The organism is Streptococcus sp. 27098_8_148 (genome assembly GCF_041432105.1).
Classification (GTDB): Bacteria; Bacillota; Bacilli; order Lactobacillales; family Streptococcaceae; genus Streptococcus; species Streptococcus parasanguinis_AE.
Genome location: NZ_JAPVYY010000004.1, coordinates 39,309 through 63,473, shown reverse-complemented (window position 1 = coordinate 63,473; position 24,165 = coordinate 39,309). Strand labels below are relative to the sequence as shown.

Sequence of the window (24,165 nt, the reverse complement as noted above, 5' to 3'; positions counted from 1 at the left end):
TCTTTCTTCTCTTACTCTACAATTGCAAGAATGTTTGCTGTTCCAACGATGGTATAAGTTTCTTCCCCATCTTTCACTTCAATTCCTGCATGGCTTTCAACCAAAACGTGATCTCCTGCTTTTACAGCTGGGGCGATGAGTTCGCCACTTAGGGTACGCACACCTTCACCAACGGCCACTACTTCAGCTGTTTTTGTATCAGCCTTGCTCGCACCTGCGAGGACAAAACCTCCAACAGTCTGTTCTTTTTCTTCTACTTTTAAGACCACACGGTCTCCTAATGGTTTTAACATCTTCATTCCTCCATACGAGTTTTTTAGCACTCTCTATACGTAAGTGCTAACCTATGTTTCTATTGTATCACTTGGTCAGAAATAGTCAAGAAAAAAACACCTCAAAAATAGATGAGATGTTTCTAAAATTTCAATTTAAAATTGTCAATTTTTGATTGAAATCATCGATCACTTTTTGAAGATTGATCCGCCCGCGGTAGATGCCATATCCAAAAACAATCATGCCTAAAATTCCAACCAAGGCTAGTAAAATCCCGAGGATCAAGAGTGGGAGGAAACTTTTGTGAAAGAGATAGATCAATACCACACCAATACTGGCAATGATAAAGAGTAAGCTGAACCAACGACCAAGGTTTTCAAGCATGTGGCGTTGGTAGTTGATTTCTGTTTCATATCCATTGACAAGTTCTTGTTTTGTAACCATGGGATTCCTCCTGATAAAAATTGAGAATGAAGTGCAAGTAAAGGAGGTCCATTCACTTCATTCTCAAAAACTCCTACTAGCAAATTTGTTTTTTCTTTTCCTTAGTATTTAAGATGTGGGTCGAAGATACCAAGGGCAACACCGATCAAAGCAACTACAACGAGAAGTAACATGACTTTGTTTGGTGAAATTTTTTTCTTAGACATCAACCACCAGCAAAGAGTGATGAAGGCTGCTGTCAAGAGACCTGGATAAACACCATCGATCTTTTCTTGGATGTTCAAGAAGACTTTTCCTTCAGAATTCTTGAATTGAAGGGCTGTTGTAACAGATACCCAAGTAGCTGCTACGGCACCGATAACCATTCCACCGACAACGCTGATCGCTTTACGAAGAGCTTGTCCTTTTGGTCCTACAAGGAATTCAACGGCTTTATCCCCTAATTGGTAACCTTTGAAGAAGGCAAAGCGCATACCAAAGTAGACTAAGAGGTTCCATACGACGATGTAGAAGAGGGCACCAGCGACGTTACCACCTTTAGAAAGGCCAAGGGCAATCCCCAAGAGAACTGGGATCAAGGTACCAACAACCAATGAGTCACCAATACCAGCGATTGGTCCCATCAAACCGGCACGCATACCGTTGATGGTTTCGCCATCCACTGCATCTCCGTTTGCACGCGCTTCTTCCAAACCAGCTGTGATCCCTACAACAAGAGATCCAAGTTGTGGTTCAGTGTTGAAGAAGGCCGTATAGGTTTGCATAGCATCCTTTTGTTCTTCTTTTGTGTCATACATTTCTTCTACGATCGGAAGCATAGAAGTCAAGTACCCGAAGGTTTGCATATGTTCTTGAGAGAAACAAGTCAAATGACCATAATACCAATGATGGAATGCTTTTGCTAATGTTTTCTTTGAAATTTTCTTTCTATCAGCCATTTTAAATATCCTCCTCATCATCGTCTAGGTCCACCACTCCGGCTGGAGCAGCTTTCATCGATTTGATCACTTCAAGTTCATAGTAGATTACTGCAAAGATTAATGAAACAACAGCACTGGATACCAAGTTCAATCCGAGAGATTTTGCCAAGGTAAATCCAACAAAGAATGGAATGAAGTCAGTTGCTTCTGTAACAATTTGTTTCAACAAGATGGCAATACCGACACATGGGAGAAGAGCACCGACTGTAAAGAGGGCTTTCATCCAGTAACCATCCATAGGAAGGTATTGTTTCATCAAATCAACCATGTTTTCACCGTATTTGGTGATAATCATTGTTGGAAGGAAAGAGAAGAGGAAGTGAGAGATCCAAGGGTAAACCCAGTCAACTGCGTAGAGTTTTTTGAAGTTTCCTTCTTCAACGGCTTTCCAACCAATGTGTTGCCATACCAAGTTCATAGTAGCGGTACCGTAGAAAAGAACTGTACCGATTGTCCCAACGGCTGCACCGATTGGAGCTGCAGCTGCGGCGATTCCTGCTTCATCTGTGATGTTATTGGCATGCACAAACAAGATAGCAAGAGGAACACCAATGTAAGAGATGGCACGCACATCGGCAGATACGGTACCACCAGGTGTTACCAAGGCGATATAAACGACTTGAAGGGCAACCCCGACCATAATACCGGTTGTCACATCTCCAAGAATTAAACCTGAAATCAACCCACCGATCAAAGGACGACCGAGTGTATAGTTCCCGATACTGGAACCCCCCATACCAGGCATTGAAGACAAGCTGGCGAAAATACCAAGCAAGATTGCTTGAATCCATGAAATTGTCATAACAAACGCTCCTTTTGTTTGTAAATATATTTACCTAACAGATAAGACTGTTAGTTTTAAAAACCAAATTTTGATTTGAAATCATCCCAATACCCGATGGAAACATCTGGCAACAATTGGAATTTCACCTTGTAGCCTGCTGCTTGAATGGCTTGGAAGGCTTCTGCTTCTTCCTGAGTGATGGATTGGTTATTCCCCAATTTCACAGCTCCAGGACGATCATTTGCAGGGCCTACGATGATTTCTTTGACATCACCTGGGACAAATCCTTGGTCGACCAAAATTTCCTTCATATCGATTGGATTTTTGGTGATCAAGAAGTAACGACTATCTGATTCTGTTACTTTTGCTGATTTTTCCTTAAAGGCTTCCTTTGTCCATACAAAGGTTTTCTTGTCTGATGCGCCTTTGTAAGCTTGGATCAAAACCTTGTTTGATGCTGCTGCATCGTTTACGGCAATCAAACCATCACATGGTTTTTCTTTTGCCCAGCGTGTGACTGTCTGACCGTGAATCATGCGGTCATCAATCCGTACAAATGTTACTACCATAAGGTACCTCCCTATTAAATATCGTCATCATCTTCTTCAGCACTAGTAGCTGAAACTTCAAAAGGCTGTAGTGCAGATCGTGCTTCTGATAAGATGGTAGCTGACAAATCGTCTCCATCCAACACATCCTTCATCACAACTGCCGTCAAGGCCATGGTGAGGTTCATCCCACCAAGGATCAAGGCTCCATCGAGCTTTCCAGCTTCTTCTAGAACCGTGGCTGCAGTGGTTAATGGACTACCACCTACGATATCTGCCAAGACCAAAACAGAATCATCAGCTGTCAATCCTGAAATGCTCTCTCTGAAATCAACTGCGAAGTCATCGACCGATTTTCCTTCTTTGAGTCCAACTGCGATGACTTGATCCATCTTATCACCAGCAAACATGGCTAGTGATGTCTTTAGACCTTCTGCCAGTCCACCATGACTGACCAAAATGAGGTATTTCATTTTGCTACGCCTCCTTTATTTGACTCTATTGTAGATTATTTGAAAGCGTTTTTACATTGTCAAATGTCACATTCCTAATATGACATTTAGCAATAAAAAAATGACATCTGTCACTTGACAAAATGCCATCTTATTTTACTCTAAACTCCTACCTGTAGACTACTTTCAATCTCCCTCTGAATTTGAGGCAAGCGGTTCTCAACATCTTGATCGCGCAAGGCATTGCCAATCAAGTAATCTAACTTTTCTAACACCTCTTTTGAGACATTTTTCGGACTACTTTCAACAGCTTGTTCCATAATGCGGTTCAAGGTCTGATTGGTCAAGGAATCCGTCCCAAAATCATCCACCTGCAAAAGGTCTTTACTAGAGCGACTCTTGACGACCTGTGGCATGACAGAGATCCCCTGGGATTGGGCAAAGAGAGTTTGTTGAATTTCTGGATCCTCTGTTAAGAGTTGCATCAATTCCCAAGCCAACTTGGAATGAGAACTTCGAGCCGACATAGCAAAAGAAGTCGTCGTGACCAAGGTTGCCTTGGTCGTTTTTGACTTAGCCGGCATCGGGATACAGGTCCAGGTGAAGTTTGAATATTTAGAAACGTGGTAGGGATAAGGTTTATAGGTCCGATATTGGGCCAAGGTCATGGGATAGAAGGCGACTTTTCCCTGGTCAAAATCTTTAGAGCTCACCTTGTAATTTTTATTTAGATCTTCCAATTTTTGAAGAAAAGTCAGAGACTCTTTCACCTCTGGAGCTGTCAGCTTGAGCATGCCACCTTGGAAGAGATGACCTCCATTTGCCGCCAAGGCTTCTTTCCAGGTGTATTCTGTACTCCCAAATTGGTCCAATTGCCCATCCCCATTGGTATCTTTGGTTAGTTTCTTGCAAATCGTATAGAGCTCTTCAAGGGTCCAACCTTCTTTGGGAACCGCGATGCCTTCTTTATCCAAGAGATCTTTATTGACACACATCAAAATCGGATTGCTTTCATAAGGTAAGGCATAGGTTTGCCCCTGATAGACACCGGATTCAAAGGCAACGGGATAAAAGGCAGCTTGGTCTTTTCGATCCATATAACCATTTAACTTCTCGAGCACGCCACGCGCAGCTAATAAGGAAAGATCTTGCTCAGAGACCATAAACACATCCGGCGTCTTTCCTGAGACAATCTTTTCGGAGAGCCAGTCAGAATAATCCGACTGAGGAATCCCGTTTTCATACTCTACACGGACGTGGGGATGGGATTTTTCAAATTTTTGAATCGCACGATCCAAGGCATGGGAACGTTGACTGGTCGGCACATCCCAGCTAGAACCTGCATAAACGCCGATATGGAGTACGGTCAGTTGCTGTTTCCACCAATAAAAACCAGCGCTCACACAGAGCACAACAAGGAGACCAATCCCCCAACAAAGATGCTTTCGCTTCAATTTCATTCTGTATTTCCTTTAGAAAAATCACGTCTCGTCACTCCTGTTTGGACTGACCAGATCGCTAATTGCGTTCGATCTCGTAGGTTTAATTTCGCCAAAATCGTTGATAAGTAATTGCGCACGGTTCCTTCTGATAAGAAGAGTTTGGCTGCAATTTCTTTATTGGACTCCCCATAGCCGACCTCTTGGATAATACGCCATTCCGTCGTGCTCAAATCCTTGACATTGTCCTCATCTACAGCAATAGAGAAGTTGGTTTTGGCCATTTGTGAGAAAATTTGAAAGACTTTACTAGCGATATTCGGGTTGATCATGGCTCCGCCTTGATACACCACCTTAATCGCTTCATAGAGTTCCTCTGTCGAGGCTCCCTTTAAAAGATAACCTGAAGCACCATACTTGAGTGCACTATAGATAAATTCATCATCATCAAAGGTCGTTAAAATAATAATTTTGATATCCGGATAGTGCTCTTTGACTTCTTTTGTCGCCAAGACCCCATCCATGCCTGGCATCCGAATATCCATTAAGATCAGGTCAGGATGTGTCTGTGGAATGCTCGACAAGACGTGATTCCCATCTTCCACTGTGGCCACCACTTCAATATCGGGGTGGGCTGACAAAATAATTTTCAGAGATTCTCGAATCAAGGCCTGGTCATCTGCTACCATTACTTTTATCACCATCTCTATCTCCCTTCTTTATATTTCGGTAAACTGACGCGCGTGAAAAATCCATCGCGACTTTCAAATTGAAGCTGTCCTCCTAGGATGGAAATACGCTCCATCATCTGCTTGAGCCCATAGCCATAGGTCAAGGTTTCAAATCCAACCCCATTGTCCTGCAACTCAATCAGGTAATCTTCTTCATCCTCAAAAAAATGAAGGCTCATCTGACTGGCATGACCGTGGCGAACCGCATTGGTCATAGACTCTTGGATCACACGAAAGATCGTATCTTCAATCATGACGTCCATATCGACATCGACCCATTCATAGCGTAAATCAACCTGCAAGTTGGAGAGCGTCTGGTACTCGCGGATCATCTTTTCTAAAGCATCTTTGAGGGTTCGTCCCTCAAGGGCACCTGGACGGAGGCGGTTGAGAGAGCCCCTCACATCCTGGATTCCTTCACGAACCACTTCTGAAACACTTTTCACCTGCTCTTTTGCCCGATTGGGATCGATATCAATCAAGACTCCGACAGCATCTAAACCTGCTGAGATCCCTGTTAGCGCGTGTCCCAAGGTATCGTGAATTTCCCGAGCAATCCGCTTGCGCTCCCGATCCTCTGCAATCTTCTCAGACAAGGCCATATAGTTGTTCAACTCCGTATTGACCTTCGAAACCATGGCCAACTCTTCTTCTACTTCGTGGTTTTCCGCAAGAACATTCATAATATAGAACAAAAGCGAAATAATGAAGAGCACCATATTCAAGGCATAGAGGGAATTCTTCAAGAAAAAGGCCAGAATCCGAATGGAGGCAGGATAAAAATGAATATAGACATCCAGAGAAGGAATCGGAAAGAAAAGCGAAAAGACGTCTGAATTGGTCACAAGAAGCATCAAGAAACTTACTAGGATAAAAGCAAACCAATACTTGCGGTCTCGCTTGGTATTCAACTCTTTGGAACCATAGAAGATATCCGCAAAAACCAAGAGAATGAGCCCGTTATAAGCTACATTTTGGACCCACATCAAGAGCAACATCAGGAGGATCTCCAGAATGTTCCACTTATCAAAAATGGACCATCGACTCGTTTGAGACCGATAACGACTCATGGAAATCAAGGCAATCCCAGCAAATAAGAGTGCAGACAACCAAAAAGTTGTAGAGGGCGCAAAAGGAATGCGCTCTAAGCGTTCTACTAATAGGGAAGCTTGTCGTTGAGCAATGATATAATTGGTTGCTTGAAGATAGATGATACTGTTGAGCATCACAGCGATAAAATTCACGACCATCAGAATGGCCAAACTGTATCTCACACCTCTAAATTTTCTCATTACTGCCACCCATTCACATCAAATTGATCGATGTTTTCCTTTGTCATCATCTGAACCGGAATGGTTATTTCTTTTTGGTAGCTCTTCCCATCAGCCATATCTTGGATGACCTCCATCACGCGGTCTCCCATCTTCAACGGAGACTGGGCAACGGTTCCTACGACATCATCTGTCGAGTGCAGCAAGGCTTTCATATCTGGTGAGCCATCAATCCCATAGATCGCAATGGGATGGGTGATTCCTTGCTCCTTGATCGCCGCTAAAGCTCCTATAGCCGAGCGGTCATTCAAGGAGACTAGAGTATCGACATTCCCCCCTGACTGCAAGAACTTACGGACAGCTGGCATGGCGATCTCCGTCTGCCCCTTGGTTTCTAGTTCCGAGATGATCTGATAAGACCCATGTCCTTTGATGGTATCCTTAAATCCCTGAATCCGCGTATCTGCCGAAACAGTCCCTTTGTGCTCCAAGAGAAGGATCCGAGCATTTGAAGAGCGTTTCATCAACTCTTTCGCAATCAAGACTCCTGCTTGGTAGTTGTCGGAGACAATGCTGGCATCCGGCTTAAAATGCTTGAGCTGGGTATCAACTGCAATGATCTTAATTCCTTGTTTTCTAGCTTTTTTAAGAGCCCTTAAAATCGGCTGACTATCCCCTTTGACCGGATTAATCACAATCACATTTACTTTTTGAGCGCAAAAATCATCGATCTGCTGGCTCTGCCTTTTTTCATCCAATTCCGGATCTCGAACAGATACAAGAGCCCCTCTCTCATCGGCAATCCGACTAATTTCCGAATGAATACTTTTATAGAACTCATTGTTCATGGTCATATAGGTGACACCAATCTTGGTCTGATCCTTGATGCTACTGGTTTGACAAACAGCATAGATCCACAAGAGGAGGCAGGCCACTGGAATCACCAGTAGAACCCGTTTTATCAGCCATTTCAACAGTTCTTTTCTTTCTTCTTTCCTCTTCAAACTCCGTTCCTTTTCTGAAAATTTTGAATATATATTACTTTATTTTACTACTTTTTCAAGAAAAGTGCTGGCTTTTATTGTACAGATGCATATTTTTGATTTATTTTTAAAAGAGTCGTTCCCGAATAAAATCCCTAGCAAGTATCAAAAAAGCTGGTCTATAAACGAACCAGCTTTCTTTTTTGATCCTAAAAGGGAAGATCTTCCTCTTCTAAGATGATATCGGCTAAATCTCCCGTTCCACCATTTTCACGCATCGCTCGCTGAGCGCGGCTCTCTAGCAACTGAAAACTTTGGCAGAGGACCTCTGTCACATACTGCATAACTCCATTTTTCTCGTAGCGGCGCGTCCGAATCTCTCCATCCAAAGAGATCAGGCTCCCTTTGCTAGCATAACTAGCCATGGTTTCAGCCAATTTCCCCCAGACAACGACATTGACAAAATCAGTCTCTCGCTCCCCGTTTTGGTCCTTGTAGCGACGATTGACCGCAACGGTCACTCGGGCAACGGATTTGTCTGTGCTGGTTTTATGCAATTCTGGGGCCGCTACTAGGCGACCGATTAAAATAACTTTATTATACATCATTTACCTCCTATCTATTTATTCGAAAAAATTTCAAAAAATGGAGGTGACAAACCAAAATCAAAAAAATCTAGGATCCAAAACATCCTAGATTCTTCTCTTTATTCGTGCCAGTGACGAGCAGGATCAAAAGGTGTCCCTGCTACTTCTGCGTCATCCAATTCAATAATGCCTCGTTTTTGAGGAGCATTTGGCAAGTGCAATTCGCGCGGACTGCACATCATCCCATAGCTTTTTTCTCCACGAAGGGCCCCTGGGAAAATCAAGCTACCATCCGGCATCATGGCACCTGGAAGAGCGACAATGGTCTTGAGACCCACCCGCGCATTTGGAGCTCCTGCTACGATCTGAACTGTCTTATCTGGTCCAACTGCTACTTGGCAGATATTCAAGTGGTCACTATCTGGATGGGCCACCATTTCAAGGATTTCTCCCACCACAAATTTTGGTTCCCGATCGTTGACCAAACGTTCTGCGAAGCCTTCTCTTTCCAATTCTTGGTTCAAACGATCCACTTGCTCATCTGTCAAAAAGACTTGGCCCTTGCCTTCGATGGCGAAGAAAGATGAGGCGTCAAAGATATTCCAGGCAACGGTTTCTTGCTTGTCCTCACGGTAAACGCGAGCCACTTTTCCTTTTCTCTCCACCGCGAGCTTTGCATCTCCACTATTTTTCAAGGTCAGCATCAAGACATCGCCGACTTGTTCTTTGTTGTATGTTACAATCATGATTTTCTCCTATTTTAATCCTGCTAAGAATGCTGTAATCTGCGCTTTGGTTTTCCGATCTCGATTGACAAACCGACCGATTTCCTTATCCTTTTCCAGAACCACCAAACTAGGGATCCCATAAACATCCCAGACTTTCGCCAGATCCATATAGGCATCTCGGTCAATCAAGATAAAGGTAAATTCAGGATTTTCAGTCTCAATCTCCGGCAAAAAAGGCTTGAGGTAACGACAATCCCCACACCAATCTGCTGAAAAGACAAACACTTTCTTGCCATCTTGCTCTACATATGAAGCAATTTCTTCTAGAGAATTTGGTATAATCATAGTTTTTCCTCTTCGTAATGCAAGAGACCGTCCTCGTAGATAAAGCGGTAATGGCGCTCATCTTCAAAAATGACACCACCTACTAAGCGCTCTTCACTCGACTCGTAGAGTTCCACATACAGGGTCGCAATCGTCCCCATGGCTTCCATTTGCTCCCGTACTTCTGCTACCAACTCTTCTTGGGTACGGAGACGCTTTTGATCTTTGGCAATTTTATAGACACCGGCCGCAAGAGCTCCTGCACTTGCTACAGCCAGACTAGACAAAATAATTTTTTTAGCTTTCATAGTGCCTATTGTAACACAAAATAAGCAGAGGGACAACGGTCTAGGCTAGAACTCTCCCTCTGCTTTTAGAGACTGATTTCCATAATAACGCTACCATCCTTGTAGAAAAAGTGATAAAATAACATCAGAAAGAAGGTAACCTATGACTGATTTATTTTCTAAAATCAAAGAAGTAACTGAAATCCCTGCTATCTCAGGTCATGAAGCTCCTGTACGGGATTATTTGCGCCAACAATTGACCCCTCATGTGGACGAAATCGTGACAGATGGTCTTGGTGGGATCTTTGGGGTCAAACATTCAACAGCTGCCGATGCTCCTCGTATCTTAGTAGCTGCCCACATGGACGAAGTTGGTTTTATGATCAGCGAAATCAAAGCTGATGGGACTTTCCGTGTTGTCCCAATCGGAGGTTGGAATCCGATGGTCGTCAGCAGCCAACGCTTCAAACTCTTTACACGTGACGGACGTGAATACCCTGCTATTTCAGGATCTGTTCCTCCTCATTTGACACGTGGAACAGGTGGACCAACCGTACCTGCCATTAGCGACATCGTCTTTGATGCTGGCTTTAGCTCTAAAGCCGAAGCTGAAAGCTATGGGGTCCGTCCTGGAGATACCTTGGTCCCAGATAGCTCTGCGATTCTCACTGCTAATGGTAAAAACGTCATCTCAAAAGCATGGGATAACCGCTACGGCGTCTTGATGGTCAGCGAATTGGCCAAGAGCCTTTCTGGACAAGCCTTAAACAACGAACTCTATGTAGGGGCCAACGTTCAAGAAGAAGTGGGACTTCGTGGAGCCCACACCTCAACTACTAAATTTGATCCTGAAATCTTCCTTGCTGTAGACTGTTCACCAGCAGCCGATGTCTTTGGAGACCAAGGGGCGATTGGGGAAGGAACACTGCTTCGCTTCTATGATCCAGGTCACATCATGCTACCAAATATGAAAGATTTCTTGCTCACTACTGCTGAAGAAGCGGGCATCAAATTCCAATACTATTGCGCCAAAGGTGGTACCGATGCAGGTGCAGCACACTTGAAGAACGGCGGAGTCCCATCAACCACTATTGGTGTCTGTGCACGTTACATCCACTCTCACCAAACCCTCTATGCCATGGATGATTTCTTACAAGCGCAAGCCTTCTTACAAGCATTGGTTAAGAAATTGGATCGCTCTACAGTTGATTTGATCAAACACTATTAAACAACATCGATCTGAAGCCCCGTAAGGGGCTTTCAGATCGAGGATAAAATCCTCTTAAAAACTTTCCTTAGGTGAGTACGGACGTCTGCGAACTTCTCCGAAGTTCCAAGACTAATTATTGAGCCTGAGGTCTCAATAATTCCGAGTGCCTAAAACTGAGTCGTTTCAGGCACTTTTCTCACAGCGGAAAGTTTAAGTGCACCCTGCAATGACCTTAATAGACTACCTCATTTTATTTGTTTAGCATCACTTAGGTCATTTTATGTAAAAAATATGCCTGAACAATCAAATTCTATGATGTCTAACCTCATCTTAGGAAAGTATCTTAGAATATTTTATCTTCCATCTGTTTTCTGATATAATATGAAAGAATGAAATGGTAGGGAACGGAACACTCATCCTTGGATTTGTGTGGCAGACCCTTCCCTTATATACAGGAGTTTTACATGAAAAAACAAGCTTTTAGTTCTGAAAAGTATTTGAACTTGCAACGTGACCACATTATTGAGCGGATCAACCAATTCGATGGCAAGCTCTACCTTGAATTTGGTGGTAAGATGTTAGAAGACTTTCACGCTGCTCGTGTCCTCCCTGGATACGAACCAGACAATAAGATCAAGCTGCTCCAAGAATTGCGCGACCAGGTGGAAATTGTCATTGCCATCAACGCCAACAACATTGAGCACTCAAAAGCCCGTGGGGACCTAGGAATTTCTTATGACCAAGAAGTGCTACGCTTGATCGACAAATTCAATGAATTGGGGATCTTTGTAGGCTCTGTTGTCATCACCCAATATGCTGGACAAGCTGCAGCAGACGCCTTTCGCAAACAACTGGACAAGAGCGGCATCGCCTCTTATCTCCACTATCCGATCAAGGGCTATCCGACCGATATGGACCACATCATCTCTCCTGAAGGGATGGGGAAAAATGACTACATCAAGACTAGCCGCAATTTGGTCGTTGTAACGGCTCCTGGACCTGGTTCTGGTAAGCTGGCAACTTGTATGTCCAATATGTACCATGACCAATTAAATGGGATCAAATCAGGTTATGCTAAGTTTGAAACCTTCCCAGTATGGAATCTTCCTTTGCACCACCCAGTTAACTTGGCTTATGAAGCAGCGACTGCAGATCTAGACGATGTCAATATGATCGATCCTTTCCACCTCCAAACCTACGGGGAAACAACGGTCAATTACAACCGCGATATCGAAATCTTCCCTGTCTTGAAGCGCATGTTGGAACGCATCTTAGGAACCTCTCCTTACGCTTCTCCAACAGACATGGGCGTCAACATGGTTGGCTTTGCCATTGTGGACAATGACGCTGCGATTGAAGCTTCCCAACAAGAAATCATCCGTCGCTATTACCAAACTATCTTGGATGTTAAAGCAGAGCGTGTCGGTGAAGGAGCTGTCAAGAAGATTGAGCTCTTGATGAATGATTTGGGCATTACTCCAAATGACCGGAAAGTGACTGTTCTTGCTCGTCAGAAAGAAGAAGAAACAGGGGAGCCAGCCTTGGCACTTGAATTGCCAAACGGCGAGATGGTGACCGGAAAAACCTCTGATCTCTTTGGTCCAACGGCAGCCCTCTTGATCAATGCGATCAAGAAATTGGCGCATATTGATAAAGAAACCAAATTAATCGAGCCAGAATACGTCCAACCTATCCAAGGCTTGAAGATCAATCATTTGGGTAGCCGCAATCCTCGTCTTCACTCGAACGAAATCCTCATTGCCCTGGCCATTACAGCTATGACCAATGAAGACGCTAAGCTTGCTATGCAAGAATTAGGCAAGTTGAAAGGCAGTGAAGCCCACTCAACCGTGATGCTGACAGACGAAGACAAGAACGTCCTTCGCAAGCTCGGTATCAACGTCACCATGGACCCTGTCTACCAGTACGATCGCTTGTATCGTAAATAAAGCAAGACAAACAAAAACAATCCCTGCTCGAGGGATTGTTTTTTTATGAAGCAAAGAAGAGAGATTATTTGACGGCATCCCATAATTGGCGAATGGGCTTTCTTTGAACAGGGTCCACAAAATGAGGAGCAATTTCATTTAAAGATTCTAATACAAAGGCACGTTCTGCCACATACGGATGCGGCAAGATCAAGCTAGGACTGTAATAAATGGTGTCCTCCATATAGAGCAGATCTAGATCGATCACACGTGGCCCCCACTTGATCTCACGGACACGCCCCATTTCTTGCTCAATGGCAAGTAAGGTTTCTAGTAAATCCTCTGGGGTCATCCAGGTTTCAACCTCTGCCACTTGATTCAAAAAGGTGTCTTGCTCCACTCCTCCCCAAGGTTCTGTTTCAATCCTTGTGGATGTTTGAAGAAGATGAATGCCTCGACCCTTGATTTTTTCTAGCGCCGTCTCTAGTTGCAGTTGTTTATCTCCCATATTGGTACCAAGCCCAATAAAGGCTCGTTTTTTCTCTCGTTCGATTGTCACCGAACAAGTCTCGAGTGGCAAGGGAACAGGAGCCCAAGGTTTTTTCAACTCCAGACGAACTTTTTCTACAAAGGCATAGCTTTCGAAAATCTTTTGCACCAATTGAAAGGCAACCGTTTCAATCAGATCGATCTTTTCTGCCTGCATCCACTCGGTCAACTGTTCCGCCAAGATCCCGTAATGGATCGAAGCATCCAAATCTCCTGTGCGGGCAGCACGGGTCATTTCATAATCCACCCATAGGTCTAGGACAAAGCGTTGTCCCAATTCTTTTTCTGCCGGAAAAACACCATGATAGGCGTATATCTCTAAGTCCTTGATCCGTAATTGATCCACTCTCTTCACCTCTTATAGCCGGCCATTAGTGGCCCATGAGTTTATAGGCTTCATTTTTCAAGTCTTTATCTGTCGCAAGCAGTCCACGTGCAGCAGTTGTCACTGTTGCAGTCCCAGGTTTACGGACACCACGCATGTTCATACACATATGCTCTGCTTCTACCCAGACAAGGGCACCTTGCGCTCCAAGATATTCCATCAAGGCATCTGCGATTTCTACCGTCAAACGTTCCTGAATCTGTGGTTTTTTAGCGTATACTTCGACCGTACGAGCCAGTTTTGAAAGCCCAGCCACACGGCCATTTGGAATGTAGGCAATGTGCACTTTTCCATAAAATGGTAAAAAGTGATGCTCACACATGGAATGGAAGAAGATATCCTTCTCAACCACCATATTGTTATCAATGATTTCAAATGATTTAGACAGATGCTCTTCTGCTGTCTGCCCTAGTCCTGCAAAGATTTCTTGGTACATCTTGGCAATGCGGGTCGGCGTTTCCTGAAGTCCCTCACGGTTCTCATCTTCACCGACTGCCTCGATGATCATTTTCACTGCTTCTTCAATTTTCTTTGTATCCATATCATCTCCTAGTTGGATTTTTCTGTTTTTAATAAATAAGGTCGTACCTGGCTAAGGAAGTAGAGCGACCCCGTTACAATGAGGAGCTCATCGCCTTCAGCTTGCCAGTTTTGTAGAAACTCTTGCCAGTTGACTTCCTCAAGCTGATGGTATTTCGCAGCAGCTGTCATCTCTTCTTGAGAATAGGCTCTCGGATCTTCAAAGCTCGTGAGGATCAAGCGACTATTTTCTAGTTCCTGCCACTGAATGAGCATCTCTTCTAAGGCTTTGGTCCGGATGCAGGTAAAAAGAATAGTCTTTTTTTGACTTGGGAACAGTTCCCGAAGGCTTGCGATCAAAGGCGCAACGGCGTGGGGGTTATGGGCCCCATCAAGCAAGATCATGGGATTTTGCGAGACCACTTCCATCCGGCCAGGCCAGACGACTTGATGCAAGGCCTCATCCACTAACTCTCTTGACAAGAGTTCACGCCCTTCTCTTTCAAAAAGTACATCACAGATACTGATCGCAAGAGCTGCATTTCTGGCCTGGTGATGACCCAAGAGCGCTACTTGATAAGAGGCTTTTTCTCTTTTGGAACTGTGATAAGAAAAGGATTGGCCCGATAGACAAGAGGCTTCTAGCTCAACTTGGTAATCTCTGTCATAGGCTGTTATCGGTGCCTGCTTCTGAATCGCAATGCCTTCAATGACTTGGCTAGCTTCTGCTTCTAATTTCCCTAGAACCAGAGGAATTCCTGGCTTAATGATGCCTGCCTTTTCACGGGCAATGGAAGTCAGATCTGGCCCAAGAAGGGCAACATGATCCAAGCCAATCGACGTGATCGCGGTCAGAAGGGGCTGGCAGACATTGGTACTGTCTAGTCGTCCCCCCATACCGACTTCCATGATCACATAATCCAGCTCCTCGTGAGCAAAATAATCATAGGCGATGGCCGTCATTACTTCAAATTCAGTCAACCCTTGAAAGACGGCCTTTGATTGTTCAGCTTGCAGGAGCTGCTGGTAACTATCCAGGTAGGTTTGCAGGTCTTGATCCGAAATGGCTTCGCCATTAATGGTGATTTGGTCATTGTAATGGATCAGATAAGGAGAGGTAAAGACTCCAACCCGTAAACCTGCCTGCCTCAAGAGTTGGGACAAGGTAGCAATGGTAGAGCCTTTGCCATTGGTCCCCGCAACATGAATGACTCGACAGTCTAAGTGAGGATTTCCTCTCAAAGCTAAGAGAGCTTCCATGCGCTCCAAACCGAAATGTGGATCTTGGGAACGATAGGCTTCTAGCCAACGAAGATCCAACTGATGTTCTTTTGTCTTCATTTACTTGTATTGTTTTAAATTGGTATCTGCTGCCTCTTGGGCTTGGAAAATGGCTTGGCCCAGACTGGCTGCCATCTTGTGAAGGGGAATATCATGCACCCGCACTACTTCGACCCCTTGACTGGCTGCAATACTGGTCAAATGACTCGAAGCCAGGTCCCGATTCCAAAAACCAGTCTCCGTTGCAGGATCTGTCTCAAATCCTGCTTCCTCAATAATATTGACCACAAAGCGTTTGCGGGAGACCCCTAGAAAGATCGGATAACCCTTTTGGTGAATCGTCTCAAGCTCTTGCAATAAGAGTAGGTTCTCACGCTTGGTCAAACCAAATCCGATCCCTGGATCCAGCATAATACGATCCATCTGGACACCAGCTGCCTTCGCTACCGCAAGCGAGCGGTCAAAGAAGGTCCACATCACGTCTTGAATCGGTTCTTGGGCCATCTGTTGAAGTTCTTGCTCTGAAAAGACTGGTTCAAAACCAAAACTTGGGAAGATAGTGGAACTTGGATGATGCGGTCTCGCCATCACTGGATTAAACATGAGAACCGCGCTCGCTTCATGCTTGGCGACGACCGTGGCCATCTCAGGATCTCCAAGAAAACCCGTAATATCGTTGACAATATCAGCCCCAGCTTCGAGCGCCGCCGCCGCCACCTGGGACTTCCAGGTATCTACTGAGATCAAGACATCACTTTCTCTCCGAATGGCTTCAATCACCGGAACCACGCGATCAATCTCTTCTTGGATCTCCACATAATGACTTCCTGGTCTGGTTGATTCTCCTCCGATATCGAGGATCTGAGCTCCTTCTTGGATCAGTTTTCTCGCCTGCTGCACGGCTGCATCCACACTCGTATACTTACCGCCATCAGAAAATGAATCCGGAGTGACATTTAAGATCCCACAAAGAAGGGTCCCTTGGCCACTCAGCCATTTATTATCAATCATTTTCGTTCTCCTTTGATTCCCTTCCTACAGCATGATTGCGAACAAAAGAGGCTAGAACAAGTGTTCTAAACCTCTGAGTCTACTCTCCATACGGATTTCTGACCTTCTGTAGGATGGTTCTGCATCAAAACTCATTGGTACCTACCATTTTATCATAATTTATCATGGAAGAAAACTCTCCATACTGGCAATAAACAAAGGAGTATGACCACCGGATAATAATAAGCCAGCGCATTCAAGGTCATGTGAAGGCAAATGCTATACTCGATCCGCTTGTAGCGATAAGCCACCCAAGTTAAGATCAAGGACATGCCTCCGTAAGCTACCCATTCCCCTAGGGTACTCGGTCCATGCAAGTAAGTAAAAAAGAGAGCACCGGCTAGATAACCGATTGGTTCTGCCCCTCGAAAGATCAAACGAGGGATAATGGCCCGACAAAGCAGCTCTTCTAGAATCGGAGCGACAAGGATCACGACCATTCCCATAGCAAGAAAAGGAGCATGAGATTGTAGTTCATTTAGAGCCGCTTGGTTTGCCGTCGTACCACCTGCCTCTTGTTTCAACAAGGGATAAGCGAGCAGGTTATTAGCCATCAACAAGAGAAGAAAAAGGAAATTTCTCCCCAGAGCCGGCCAGGTAATGACCCGAACATCTAAGTTCTCCAGAGGGCTCATCTTGATGACCTTATAAAAAACAAAGAGCACCGCCACTGTTACCAAGAGAGTGAGGATAGTGACCCACCTTGCATCTACTCCTTCTTGAAGGGAATAAACCATGGTGATGAGGGGAAATTGGGAGAGAAAGAATAAGGGCACAAAAAGCAGGAGCCAGAGAACATTCTTACATAATGGGTGCTCTCGAACAAAAGACTGTATTTTTTTCAATGGACAACCTCTTTCTTGTATAAAATAAGAAGACTGGGGCTTTCGCCTCTAGCCTTCTCACTTTATTTCAGTTTACTGATTTTTGAAACGTTCAACGTCACGCGCAATCACCAACTCTTCATCAGTTGGAATAACCAATACCTTCACACGGGAATCGTCTGTGGAAATATCTCCGACAACTCCAAAGACGTTCTTTTCAGGGTCGACCTTGCATCCAAACCAGCTGATCCCATTGATAATAGAAGAACGAACGTTTACTGCATTTTCACCGATCCCTGCTGTAAAAATGATGGCATCTGCACCATTCAAGACAGCTAAGTATTGACCAATGTATTTTTGCAAACGATCGATAAAGATATCGTAAGCCAATTTGGCTTTTTCGTCTCCATTGTGCATCGCTGTATGAATATCCCGCATGTCGCTAGAAGATTCAGAAACACCCAGAAGACCTGATTCACGATTGAAGATGCGGCTGATGTCTTCAGGCTTATTGAAATCCTCTGTATGTTCCATCAAGTAAGGAATAATCGCTGGATCGAGATCCCCTGTACGGGTTCCCATCATGACACCACCTAGAGGTGTGAAGCCCATTGAGGTATCGACAGAGATTCCCTTGTCAACCGCTGTAACAGATACACCATTTCCAACGTGGCAGGTGATCAATTTCAATTCTTCTAATGGTTTTCCAAGAAGTTTAGCAGCTTCACCAGCTACATACTGATGACTGGTTCCATGAGCGCCGTACTTACGGACCTTATTTTCTGTGTAATATTTAGTTGGAAGAGGGTAACGATAAGCTTTTTCCGGCATGGTTGTATGGAAAGAAGTATCAAATACCACAACACTGGTAATATTTGGACAAATCTCTCTAAAGGCACGAATTCCAGCTGCATTTGCAGGATTATGAAGAGGTGCTAACAAAGACAATTCTTCTACTTTTCGAAGGACTTCGTCATCTACCAAGGCAGAATCCTTGAAGTATTCTCCACCAGCAACGACGCGGTGGCCCACACCTGTAATCTCATCGTAGGATTTGATAATATCAAAGCGAATCAAATCATCCAACAAAATTTTTACAGCTTGTGTATGATCCTGGATATCTAATACTTGTTTTTCAGAGCGTCCATCAAATTTAACAGTTGAAATAGAATCTTTCAAACCGATCCGTTCAATCAACCCTTTTGCAAGAACAGTTTCCTCTGGCATTTGGTACAATTGCCATTTCAAACTAGAGCTTCCTGCATTAATAGAAATTGTTTTCGACATATATTCACCTCATTAAGCGTTTTCACTTCCTCTATTATATCAGATCTTTGATCAAATTTCACTATCCTTTAACCAGTTTTGGAAACTTTCCATAAAGTGAACCACCTGGTCATGATCCTGGAGATCGGTAAACGGATAGACAAAGGGCTGAACAGACTCTTCTTCTTGTTTTCGTAGGACGAAAATCGTCTTAGCATAGGCTGGATTTGAAAAAAGAGATTCTGGCAAGGTCAGCATGGCAAGGAGTTGGGCCTTGTCTTTCAACCAAGCCTTTAAAAGATCACTCTGAGGGCTCGTCAAGAGGTTGTTGGGAGCTAAAAAGATGGCTACTCCTTGAGGTTTCAGGTATTTCAGCGCCTGTTCCATCATGAGGTGATGGGCATAGGTATGGCCTTCGGAGCTCGCTACCTGATAGCGCTGTGCAATCGCATCATCTGGATAATAACCAATTGGAAGGTCACTAACGATCAAGTCACTTTCTTTCAACACTTGCGGACGCACCGCGTCGCCTTGTGCAAAGACAACACTAGACTCCATTACGTCTGCGATACTAGCAGATAGGTCAATCAAGAGATCATCTACTTCCAATCCTAAGTAATCAATCGTGAGACGGCTATTGTTGACAATAGTCTCAGCGAGATTTCCGGTTCCACTTCCCACTTCTAAGACATCCAGTTGGTCGCTTTTAGCCAACTGATCGATCAAAAATGTAATGATAAAACCAATCGCATCTGGTGTGAACTGGTGATTCGCTTGTAAAGGCTCTGTCTGAGCAGCTTTCATAAAAAGGAATTGGTAGGCTCTGCGCCATTCTTCCTTACTCAAACCTAGTTCTTTTAATTTTTTGCTATTGTTTTTAACAATGTCTAGATCTGTCTTGCCATCCAAATACATGGCATTTTGTTCAATCAAGGCGTCATAAAAGTTGGTCGACAATTCATTTTGAATACTTTGAGTGTTTTCTAATAGATAGGTATAGGCTTGTTCAATTTTTTCGAAATTCATGATTTCCTCCGCACCCTATCATACCAAAAATTAGTCTTTTTCGCTATTTTCTGATGGTTCCTTGGTCTCGTTTGGCGTCTCTTCAGAAGGCGTTTCGGTCTCTGCCTTCTCCTTATCTTTCTGTGTCTTCTTTTCTTTTTGACTCTTCTTGTTTTCCTTTTCTTCCCTTACAGGAAGGACAAACTCATAGCTTTCGCCATTCATCTTAGCCTGAGCATGAAGAAAACCAGTGTCCTGCTGTAGCTGAACAACTCCAGACTTTAAATGAATCTCTGATGTCTTCTCATCACTCTTTCTCTTTTCAAGAGCCAATTGCACCAAAGCATAGGCCCGTAGACGATCTTGACTCGTCTTTAAGATCCGTCTTTCCGCAACCTGACGATGCAGGTAAAACTGAAGCAAGAGACTAAAAATCGCTGCCATCAAGAGAGCGTAAAGCAAGACACCAGCCTTAACTTTTTTCATTTTGTATCGCTGGTACCACATGGTAGACATACTCCCTTTCTAGACCTTCTTCAAAATTCAACCGCAGATGAAGGAGCTCTCCCTCCTGCCAAATTTGGCTAGAGCGAACCCCTGAAATCATAGGCTGATAGCCTCTGCCCTTATCATCTGTTTTTCGGATATCATCTCCTTTAGATTGGCCAATAGCAATTGGTTTTTGATCCTGAACCAAGTAGATATGATTGTCCGCTACTTTTTCAAAATGACTCCGGTCCAATTCCACCTGCAATTGTTGCTGAAAAAGTATCCATTCCTCCTGCTTTTGGTGTGCTTGGTAGTCCAATTCAGCATGCAGGAGCTTAGTCAAGCCTTGAAAGACCAACACACCCCCACTAAGGACCAAGAGAGCGACCAAGGCTTCGAGCAGGGTAAAGGCCTTGACCTTACCTTTATTCCACATGCAGTACCACCTTTCCTTGATGATAGACCGTGAGTTGATCGGCATCTTTTTCGACTTGAACTTGAATACCATTGGCCTCCAGATGATTTTGCCCTGTCTGAAGTGCCATTTGAACGACAGATAAGACCTCTACCTCTTTGAAATCCGCTAGTCGCTCCCTACGCGAACGCCGGATCTCCCCTAACAATAAGGTCGTAATCATGGCAAATAAACCCAAGGCTACCAAAGATTCTATGAGAATACTAGCGGGAACGGATGCTTTTTTTAATTTTCCCATTTCCAAGCGACAGTTGATAGGTCACCACTCCTCTCTGTGTCTGAAAGTGAACATTGGCCAGGGATGAATTGCCACCTGCACGGTCTAAACGAATGGTTTTAGGATCTTGCAAAATGACAGAATCAGGAATCTCCACTGTCTGGTAGGGCGTTTGAATCTTCCTTGCAGTCACTTCAACATCCAATTCCGTTTGCCTTGCCAGTGCTATCTTCTGACTTTCTTGATAGAGGTGTTCAAACTCTGCAAAAAATACTTTTTCTTCCACCTGCTGAAAGCTCGTCCTGATCGATCCCGATAAGCCCAGATAGATAAAACTGACGATCATCAAGGTCAAAAGGGTCTCCACCAAGGTGAAGGCCTTAATCTGCAACCGCACGAGTTTCTCCACTATTTTTCGCATAATAGGCACGATAAGATTCTGCTTGTTTGTTGGTAATATTTCCATCAGCAATTAGCTTTGATAGAGTGGCTTGGTCATTGGTATGATTGAGCTCGTACAATTCAGCCTGACTTTCGACCACCTTGACAACGGCTGCATTGCCTGTCTCTTTCACAGAGTCTTTTTGCTTGGTCAAATTCGGCACAAAGAGCAATAAGAGTACACTGATGATCAATAAGACCACCAACATTTCAATCAGCGTAAAAGCTTTTACCTTATATGTTTTTAATTTTTTCATAAATGAACCTCCATATTTTGATAAATCGGCAGCAACATGGCTGCGTAAAGTAAGACAATCACAAGAGCTACAAAGACAAAGACCAAGGGTTGTATCACATTCATGGCCTTGTGGACCCGACGAAAGAAGTCTTCCCATGTTTTTTCAGCGTAGATCTCTAGCTCACTTCCAAGCTTTGATTTGACCTCACCATATTCAATCATAAGCGGCAATTCTTTTTTGAAAAAAGAATATCCCCCGACCGTCTCTGAAAAGGATTGACCGCGGTCTAAAGAAAGAACTAAGTCTCTTCCAATCTCTTGGAAAAGCTGGGATTTTTGCTCCTGCATCATGGTAAAAATCTGAGACAGCTCCAATCCTTGCCCAATCAGATTGCCCCATTCTCTGGCATAATAGGCTGTCAAATAAGCTTGAATCATGCCTTTCCCGAAAGGAAGATGGGACAAGCTTCTAAAAACTTTGATCTTGCTAGATTTTCGATAATAGAGAAAGCTGAATAAGAAGAGAACCACTATCCCCGCTACGAGCGCCAAAAAGAGTTGGGGAAAGGAACTGATCAATTGCGTACCAATATTTTGTGCATCCATTTGAGGGAGCAAATAATTGCGCAGGCCTAGCATAATCAAAATTAAAAACCCAAGTAAGATAAGAGGATAAGTGCTAACTTCGATCAACTTTTTCTTGACCTTGCGCATATTTTCTAGGTAAGCACTGATTTTCTCCAAGCTCAATGCAAGATTTCCATGGAGCTCAGCGAGAGACAGCTGCGTCGTGACCGCATCTGAAAAACCGATCCCCGCCATCATCTCTGAAAAACTCCGACCCCGAGAGAGATCTGCTCGCATCTGGGAGACCAAATGACTCTCTACTAGGTGGGAACGATCCAAAAAATCAACAATCTCAGACAGATGAAAACCACTCGAATAAAGATTCAAAAACAATTCAATGATTTGCTTTTGTTTAGTTGTAGATAATTTTTTCGGCTTGTGCCTGAGCCAGCTGGATATATCCCGATTGAGCCAAGAGATCCATTTGTTGGTTCCAGCGGCTGGCTGAGTGTTCTTGGTAGTTTTCCGTCGCAAAATCGACAACACCTCCTCCTGCAATTAATCGTTGGTAGCAAATACCTTGTAAAACAATCTTGAGCTCTTCCTCACTCACTCCAAGCTCTAAGAGCCTCTCATAAACACCTCGAACGCTCTTGGCATGAATAGTAGAGAAGACTGTGACCCCTGTCAAACTAGCTCGTACGACTGCACGAGCTGTTTCCTTATCTCGAATTTCCCCAATGATGAGAAGGTCCGGCCGATGACGTAAGGAGAGTTTGATCAGGTTGTCATAGGTCATGCCGATCTGGTCGTTCAGCTGAAGCTGTAACATATTATCCTGCTTGATCTCGACAGGATCCTCAATGGACATGACTTGCTGGTCCGCAAAGCACTCTTGCGCCAAAGCATGCATGAGAGTGGTCTTTCCCGAACCAACAGGGCCCGCAAAGAGATAGAGCCCACGACCAGCCAATTTCTTCTTCAACTCAGGTAGCTGATCAAACCAAAAACGCAATTCGCGTTCCTCATCATGCAAGAGCCGAATAACCAAGCTTTCATAGCCACGATAATCCCCCACCGTCGACAAGCGAATCGAAACCAGCCCATCCTCCAGAGGGTAATCACACGACCCTAGCTGGCTCCGCCTTTTTTCTCCCACGTTCATGCCTGCTACGAACTTAAAGTGGCTGATCATAGCCGTCATCTCCTCAAAAGGGAAGGATTGTACAAAGCGCCTCTCATCTCCAACCCTCATAAAAACCTGGTACTCCTCTCTCCGAGGGATAAAGTAGAGATCCTGGGCTTCTTCTTTTTTTCCCATACGAATCAATTTTTTTGCAATTTCTTGAACCATAGTTCCTCCTCTCACTTATACTATTCGAAAAAGAAGACAAAAAAAGAAGACTTTCTAGATAGCTCTAAAAAATCTTCTAAATATCTCTTATGACAGGGTTGTCCCCTTTTTTGAATCGAGTGTATATTGACAAGAACGATGTTTGCGGATTCCTTTTTCCTTTTCGTAACCTGGACGGAGCTTGCTTTTAGGGATTTTGTGCTCGTCTTCTAGCAGAACTATCGAGTGGAAAAACTGCACATCATCACTGCAGTCCTCACACCACTCTTGCTCGTTGGTATCCCAAAAGATCGTCATGAGATCACTCCGACTCTTATAACTTGGAAAGTGTGCATTCAACTCTAACCATTTCTGCTTGTAGTATTTCAAAGCCTGGTAATAGTCTTCAAACTTCCGACTACTGACAATATCTTCTTCCCAACCTTCTAAAAACCACCAGGGTTCACAGTCCCCATACATTTCAATCACTCGATACATAAACTCTTCCATCCTTTGTATCTTCTATTATATAGAAAATCCTTTGAGAATAAAAGTTT

The 24,165-nt window shown here is 44.0% G+C and carries 31 protein-coding genes; 2 read left to right on the top strand and 29 right to left on the bottom strand.

All coding sequences use genetic code 11. The annotated features are described in order from the left end of the window. Nucleotides 1-11: 11 nt before the first annotated feature. The 14 genes from groES to O3646_RS04440 all read right to left on the bottom strand — a co-directional run bounded on the left by groES (nucleotide 12) and on the right by O3646_RS04440 (nucleotide 9,852). The gene (gene groES / locus O3646_RS04505; protein ID WP_024055367.1) at nucleotides 12-293 is read right to left on the bottom strand and encodes a co-chaperone GroES; all 282 of its coding nucleotides are present in this window, start codon (nucleotides 291-293) and stop codon (nucleotides 12-14) included. Between the two features lie 130 nt (nucleotides 294-423). After that, a complete protein-coding gene (locus O3646_RS04500) occupies nucleotides 424-717 on the bottom strand; it encodes a hypothetical protein (protein WP_003013750.1) in 294 nt (97 codons plus the stop codon). Between the two features lie 101 nt (nucleotides 718-818). Continuing rightward, complete coding sequence (locus O3646_RS04495; RefSeq protein WP_037585172.1) at nucleotides 819-1,673, bottom strand: PTS system mannose/fructose/sorbose family transporter subunit IID; 855 nt, start codon at nucleotides 1,671-1,673, stop codon at nucleotides 819-821. Further along, the gene (locus O3646_RS04490) at nucleotides 1,657-2,499 is read right to left on the bottom strand and encodes a PTS sugar transporter subunit IIC (RefSeq protein WP_014712796.1); all 843 of its coding nucleotides are present in this window, start codon (nucleotides 2,497-2,499) and stop codon (nucleotides 1,657-1,659) included. Before O3646_RS04490 ends, O3646_RS04495 begins: the two co-directional genes overlap by 17 nt. Nucleotides 2,500-2,555: 56 nt before the next feature. Next, nucleotides 2,556-3,050 (bottom strand): PTS sugar transporter subunit IIB, encoded by a 495-nt coding sequence (locus tag O3646_RS04485; RefSeq protein WP_000261775.1) that lies wholly within the window; start codon nucleotides 3,048-3,050, stop codon nucleotides 2,556-2,558. A gap of 14 nt (nucleotides 3,051-3,064) precedes the next feature. Then, a complete protein-coding gene (locus O3646_RS04480) occupies nucleotides 3,065-3,502 on the bottom strand; it encodes a PTS sugar transporter subunit IIA (protein WP_061455738.1) in 438 nt (145 codons plus the stop codon). Between the two features lie 140 nt (nucleotides 3,503-3,642). Beyond that, entirely contained in the window at nucleotides 3,643-4,941 is a 1,299-nt protein-coding gene (locus O3646_RS04475) for an extracellular solute-binding protein (protein ID WP_371610593.1), read from the bottom strand. Then, nucleotides 4,938-5,621 carry a response regulator transcription factor gene (locus tag O3646_RS04470; RefSeq protein WP_037585171.1) on the bottom strand — a complete coding sequence of 228 codons (684 nt, stop codon included), beginning with the start codon at nucleotides 5,619-5,621 and terminating at the stop codon, nucleotides 4,938-4,940. Before O3646_RS04470 ends, O3646_RS04475 begins: the two co-directional genes overlap by 4 nt. Nucleotides 5,622-5,626: 5 nt before the next feature. Continuing rightward, nucleotides 5,627-6,943 (bottom strand): sensor histidine kinase, encoded by a 1,317-nt coding sequence (locus tag O3646_RS04465; RefSeq protein WP_371610592.1) that lies wholly within the window; start codon nucleotides 6,941-6,943, stop codon nucleotides 5,627-5,629. Beyond that, nucleotides 6,943-7,926: a substrate-binding domain-containing protein gene (locus tag O3646_RS04460; RefSeq protein WP_003009806.1), complete on the bottom strand. Its 984-nt coding sequence runs from the start codon at nucleotides 7,924-7,926 to the stop codon at nucleotides 6,943-6,945. The genes O3646_RS04465 and O3646_RS04460 overlap by 1 nt, the downstream gene beginning before the upstream one ends. A gap of 188 nt (nucleotides 7,927-8,114) precedes the next feature. Continuing rightward, nucleotides 8,115-8,510, bottom strand: a complete 396-nt coding sequence (locus O3646_RS04455; protein WP_003004675.1) for a single-stranded DNA-binding protein — start codon at nucleotides 8,508-8,510, stop codon at nucleotides 8,115-8,117. Nucleotides 8,511-8,611: 101 nt separating this feature from the next. Further along, a complete protein-coding gene (ytpR, locus tag O3646_RS04450; protein WP_031572654.1) occupies nucleotides 8,612-9,238 on the bottom strand; it encodes a YtpR family tRNA-binding protein in 627 nt (208 codons plus the stop codon). A 9-nt stretch (nucleotides 9,239-9,247) separates the two neighbouring features. Next, nucleotides 9,248-9,565 (bottom strand): thioredoxin family protein, encoded by a 318-nt coding sequence (locus tag O3646_RS04445; RefSeq protein WP_031572651.1) that lies wholly within the window; start codon nucleotides 9,563-9,565, stop codon nucleotides 9,248-9,250. Further along, on the bottom strand, nucleotides 9,562-9,852 hold the full coding sequence (locus tag O3646_RS04440) for a DUF4651 domain-containing protein (protein ID WP_031572648.1): 291 nt from the start codon (nucleotides 9,850-9,852) through the stop codon (nucleotides 9,562-9,564). The genes O3646_RS04445 and O3646_RS04440 overlap by 4 nt, the downstream gene beginning before the upstream one ends. 142 nt (nucleotides 9,853-9,994) lie before the next feature. Between O3646_RS04440 and pepA the strand changes: the two genes are divergently transcribed. Both pepA and O3646_RS04430 read left to right on the top strand, forming a co-directional pair. Then, on the top strand, nucleotides 9,995-11,059 hold the full coding sequence (pepA, locus tag O3646_RS04435) for a glutamyl aminopeptidase (protein WP_014712788.1): 1,065 nt from the start codon (nucleotides 9,995-9,997) through the stop codon (nucleotides 11,057-11,059). Nucleotides 11,060-11,505: 446 nt separating this feature from the next. Next, the gene (locus O3646_RS04430; RefSeq protein ID WP_021154294.1) at nucleotides 11,506-12,990 is read left to right on the top strand and encodes a DUF1846 domain-containing protein; all 1,485 of its coding nucleotides are present in this window, start codon (nucleotides 11,506-11,508) and stop codon (nucleotides 12,988-12,990) included. A gap of 64 nt (nucleotides 12,991-13,054) precedes the next feature. Here O3646_RS04430 and folK read toward each other — a convergent pair whose 3' ends face one another. The 15 genes from folK to O3646_RS04355 all read right to left on the bottom strand — a co-directional run bounded on the left by folK (nucleotide 13,055) and on the right by O3646_RS04355 (nucleotide 24,106). Continuing rightward, complete coding sequence (gene folK / locus O3646_RS04425) at nucleotides 13,055-13,864, bottom strand: 2-amino-4-hydroxy-6-hydroxymethyldihydropteridine diphosphokinase (protein ID WP_371610591.1); 810 nt, start codon at nucleotides 13,862-13,864, stop codon at nucleotides 13,055-13,057. A gap of 25 nt (nucleotides 13,865-13,889) precedes the next feature. Further along, complete coding sequence (gene folE / locus O3646_RS04420) at nucleotides 13,890-14,444, bottom strand: GTP cyclohydrolase I FolE (protein WP_003019101.1); 555 nt, start codon at nucleotides 14,442-14,444, stop codon at nucleotides 13,890-13,892. An 8-nt stretch (nucleotides 14,445-14,452) separates the two neighbouring features. Continuing rightward, on the bottom strand, nucleotides 14,453-15,763 hold the full coding sequence (locus tag O3646_RS04415) for a folylpolyglutamate synthase/dihydrofolate synthase family protein (RefSeq protein ID WP_371610590.1): 1,311 nt from the start codon (nucleotides 15,761-15,763) through the stop codon (nucleotides 14,453-14,455). Continuing rightward, a complete protein-coding gene (gene folP, locus O3646_RS04410; RefSeq protein WP_371610589.1) occupies nucleotides 15,764-16,714 on the bottom strand; it encodes a dihydropteroate synthase in 951 nt (316 codons plus the stop codon). It abuts the gene before it with no gap. A 152-nt stretch (nucleotides 16,715-16,866) separates the two neighbouring features. Beyond that, on the bottom strand, nucleotides 16,867-17,598 hold the full coding sequence (locus O3646_RS04405) for a CPBP family intramembrane glutamic endopeptidase (protein WP_371610588.1): 732 nt from the start codon (nucleotides 17,596-17,598) through the stop codon (nucleotides 16,867-16,869). A 72-nt stretch (nucleotides 17,599-17,670) separates the two neighbouring features. Next, nucleotides 17,671-18,864 carry an acetate kinase gene (locus O3646_RS04400; RefSeq protein ID WP_371610587.1) on the bottom strand — a complete coding sequence of 398 codons (1,194 nt, stop codon included), beginning with the start codon at nucleotides 18,862-18,864 and terminating at the stop codon, nucleotides 17,671-17,673. A gap of 51 nt (nucleotides 18,865-18,915) precedes the next feature. Beyond that, nucleotides 18,916-19,869, bottom strand: coding sequence for a class I SAM-dependent methyltransferase (locus O3646_RS04395; RefSeq protein ID WP_371610586.1), 954 nt, complete (start codon nucleotides 19,867-19,869; stop codon nucleotides 18,916-18,918). A 30-nt stretch (nucleotides 19,870-19,899) separates the two neighbouring features. Then, nucleotides 19,900-20,364 (bottom strand): competence type IV pilus minor pilin ComGG, encoded by a 465-nt coding sequence (comGG, locus tag O3646_RS04390; RefSeq protein ID WP_229060271.1) that lies wholly within the window; start codon nucleotides 20,362-20,364, stop codon nucleotides 19,900-19,902. Next, the gene (gene comGF, locus O3646_RS04385; protein ID WP_049472872.1) at nucleotides 20,321-20,773 is read right to left on the bottom strand and encodes a competence type IV pilus minor pilin ComGF; all 453 of its coding nucleotides are present in this window, start codon (nucleotides 20,771-20,773) and stop codon (nucleotides 20,321-20,323) included. The genes comGG and comGF overlap by 44 nt, the downstream gene beginning before the upstream one ends. Next, complete coding sequence (gene comGE, locus O3646_RS04380; RefSeq protein ID WP_371610585.1) at nucleotides 20,763-21,050, bottom strand: competence type IV pilus minor pilin ComGE; 288 nt, start codon at nucleotides 21,048-21,050, stop codon at nucleotides 20,763-20,765. The genes comGF and comGE overlap by 11 nt, the downstream gene beginning before the upstream one ends. Next, entirely contained in the window at nucleotides 21,016-21,420 is a 405-nt protein-coding gene (gene comGD, locus O3646_RS04375) for a competence type IV pilus minor pilin ComGD (protein ID WP_134974548.1), read from the bottom strand. The genes comGE and comGD overlap by 35 nt, the downstream gene beginning before the upstream one ends. Beyond that, nucleotides 21,410-21,727, bottom strand: a complete 318-nt coding sequence (comGC, locus tag O3646_RS04370) for a competence type IV pilus major pilin ComGC (protein ID WP_023919650.1) — start codon at nucleotides 21,725-21,727, stop codon at nucleotides 21,410-21,412. The genes comGD and comGC overlap by 11 nt, the downstream gene beginning before the upstream one ends. After that, nucleotides 21,724-22,755, bottom strand: a complete 1,032-nt coding sequence (comGB, locus tag O3646_RS04365) for a competence type IV pilus assembly protein ComGB (RefSeq protein WP_195623587.1) — start codon at nucleotides 22,753-22,755, stop codon at nucleotides 21,724-21,726. Before comGB ends, comGC begins: the two co-directional genes overlap by 4 nt. Next, a complete protein-coding gene (gene comGA, locus O3646_RS04360; protein WP_155124982.1) occupies nucleotides 22,688-23,629 on the bottom strand; it encodes a competence type IV pilus ATPase ComGA in 942 nt (313 codons plus the stop codon). The genes comGB and comGA overlap by 68 nt, the downstream gene beginning before the upstream one ends. Nucleotides 23,630-23,716: 87 nt before the next feature. Further along, nucleotides 23,717-24,106 (bottom strand): DUF1033 family protein, encoded by a 390-nt coding sequence (locus tag O3646_RS04355; protein WP_049505981.1) that lies wholly within the window; start codon nucleotides 24,104-24,106, stop codon nucleotides 23,717-23,719. Between the last annotated feature and the right edge of the window lie 59 nt (nucleotides 24,107-24,165).

Coding starts and splice junctions, on each gene's coding strand:
- folP (WP_371610589.1), bottom strand. CDS start 16,714: ATGATTGATAATAAATGGCTGAGTGGCCAAGGGACCCTTCTTTGTGGG.
- O3646_RS04455 (WP_003004675.1), bottom strand. CDS start 8,510: ATGTATAATAAAGTTATTTTAATCGGTCGCCTAGTAGCGGCCCCAGAA.
- O3646_RS04480 (WP_061455738.1), bottom strand. CDS start 3,502: ATGAAATACCTCATTTTGGTCAGTCATGGTGGACTGGCAGAAGGTCTA.
- folE (WP_003019101.1), bottom strand. CDS start 14,444: ATGGATACAAAGAAAATTGAAGAAGCAGTGAAAATGATCATCGAGGCA.
- pepA (WP_014712788.1), top strand. CDS start 9,995: ATGACTGATTTATTTTCTAAAATCAAAGAAGTAACTGAAATCCCTGCT.
- O3646_RS04475 (WP_371610593.1), bottom strand. CDS start 4,941: ATGAAATTGAAGCGAAAGCATCTTTGTTGGGGGATTGGTCTCCTTGTT.
- O3646_RS04355 (WP_049505981.1), bottom strand. CDS start 24,106: ATGTATCGAGTGATTGAAATGTATGGGGACTGTGAACCCTGGTGGTTT.
- comGA (WP_155124982.1), bottom strand. CDS start 23,629: ATGGTTCAAGAAATTGCAAAAAAATTGATTCGTATGGGAAAAAAAGAA.
- groES (WP_024055367.1), bottom strand. CDS start 293: ATGTTAAAACCATTAGGAGACCGTGTGGTCTTAAAAGTAGAAGAAAAA.
- comGC (WP_023919650.1), bottom strand. CDS start 21,727: ATGAAAAAATTAAAAACATATAAGGTAAAAGCTTTTACGCTGATTGAA.
- O3646_RS04490 (WP_014712796.1), bottom strand. CDS start 2,499: ATGACAATTTCATGGATTCAAGCAATCTTGCTTGGTATTTTCGCCAGC.
- O3646_RS04465 (WP_371610592.1), bottom strand. CDS start 6,943: ATGAGAAAATTTAGAGGTGTGAGATACAGTTTGGCCATTCTGATGGTC.
- O3646_RS04445 (WP_031572651.1), bottom strand. CDS start 9,565: ATGATTATACCAAATTCTCTAGAAGAAATTGCTTCATATGTAGAGCAA.
- comGE (WP_371610585.1), bottom strand. CDS start 21,050: ATGGGAAAATTAAAAAAAGCATCCGTTCCCGCTAGTATTCTCATAGAA.
- O3646_RS04440 (WP_031572648.1), bottom strand. CDS start 9,852: ATGAAAGCTAAAAAAATTATTTTGTCTAGTCTGGCTGTAGCAAGTGCA.
- O3646_RS04495 (WP_037585172.1), bottom strand. CDS start 1,673: ATGAGGAGGATATTTAAAATGGCTGATAGAAAGAAAATTTCAAAGAAA.
- O3646_RS04500 (WP_003013750.1), bottom strand. CDS start 717: ATGGTTACAAAACAAGAACTTGTCAATGGATATGAAACAGAAATCAAC.
- O3646_RS04485 (WP_000261775.1), bottom strand. CDS start 3,050: ATGGTAGTAACATTTGTACGGATTGATGACCGCATGATTCACGGTCAG.
- comGG (WP_229060271.1), bottom strand. CDS start 20,364: ATGTCTACCATGTGGTACCAGCGATACAAAATGAAAAAAGTTAAGGCT.
- O3646_RS04395 (WP_371610586.1), bottom strand. CDS start 19,869: ATGAATTTCGAAAAAATTGAACAAGCCTATACCTATCTATTAGAAAAC.
- O3646_RS04415 (WP_371610590.1), bottom strand. CDS start 15,763: ATGAAGACAAAAGAACATCAGTTGGATCTTCGTTGGCTAGAAGCCTAT.
- comGF (WP_049472872.1), bottom strand. CDS start 20,773: ATGTGGAATAAAGGTAAGGTCAAGGCCTTTACCCTGCTCGAAGCCTTG.
- O3646_RS04430 (WP_021154294.1), top strand. CDS start 11,506: ATGAAAAAACAAGCTTTTAGTTCTGAAAAGTATTTGAACTTGCAACGT.
- ytpR (WP_031572654.1), bottom strand. CDS start 9,238: ATGATTGTAACATACAACAAAGAACAAGTCGGCGATGTCTTGATGCTG.
- O3646_RS04400 (WP_371610587.1), bottom strand. CDS start 18,864: ATGTCGAAAACAATTTCTATTAATGCAGGAAGCTCTAGTTTGAAATGG.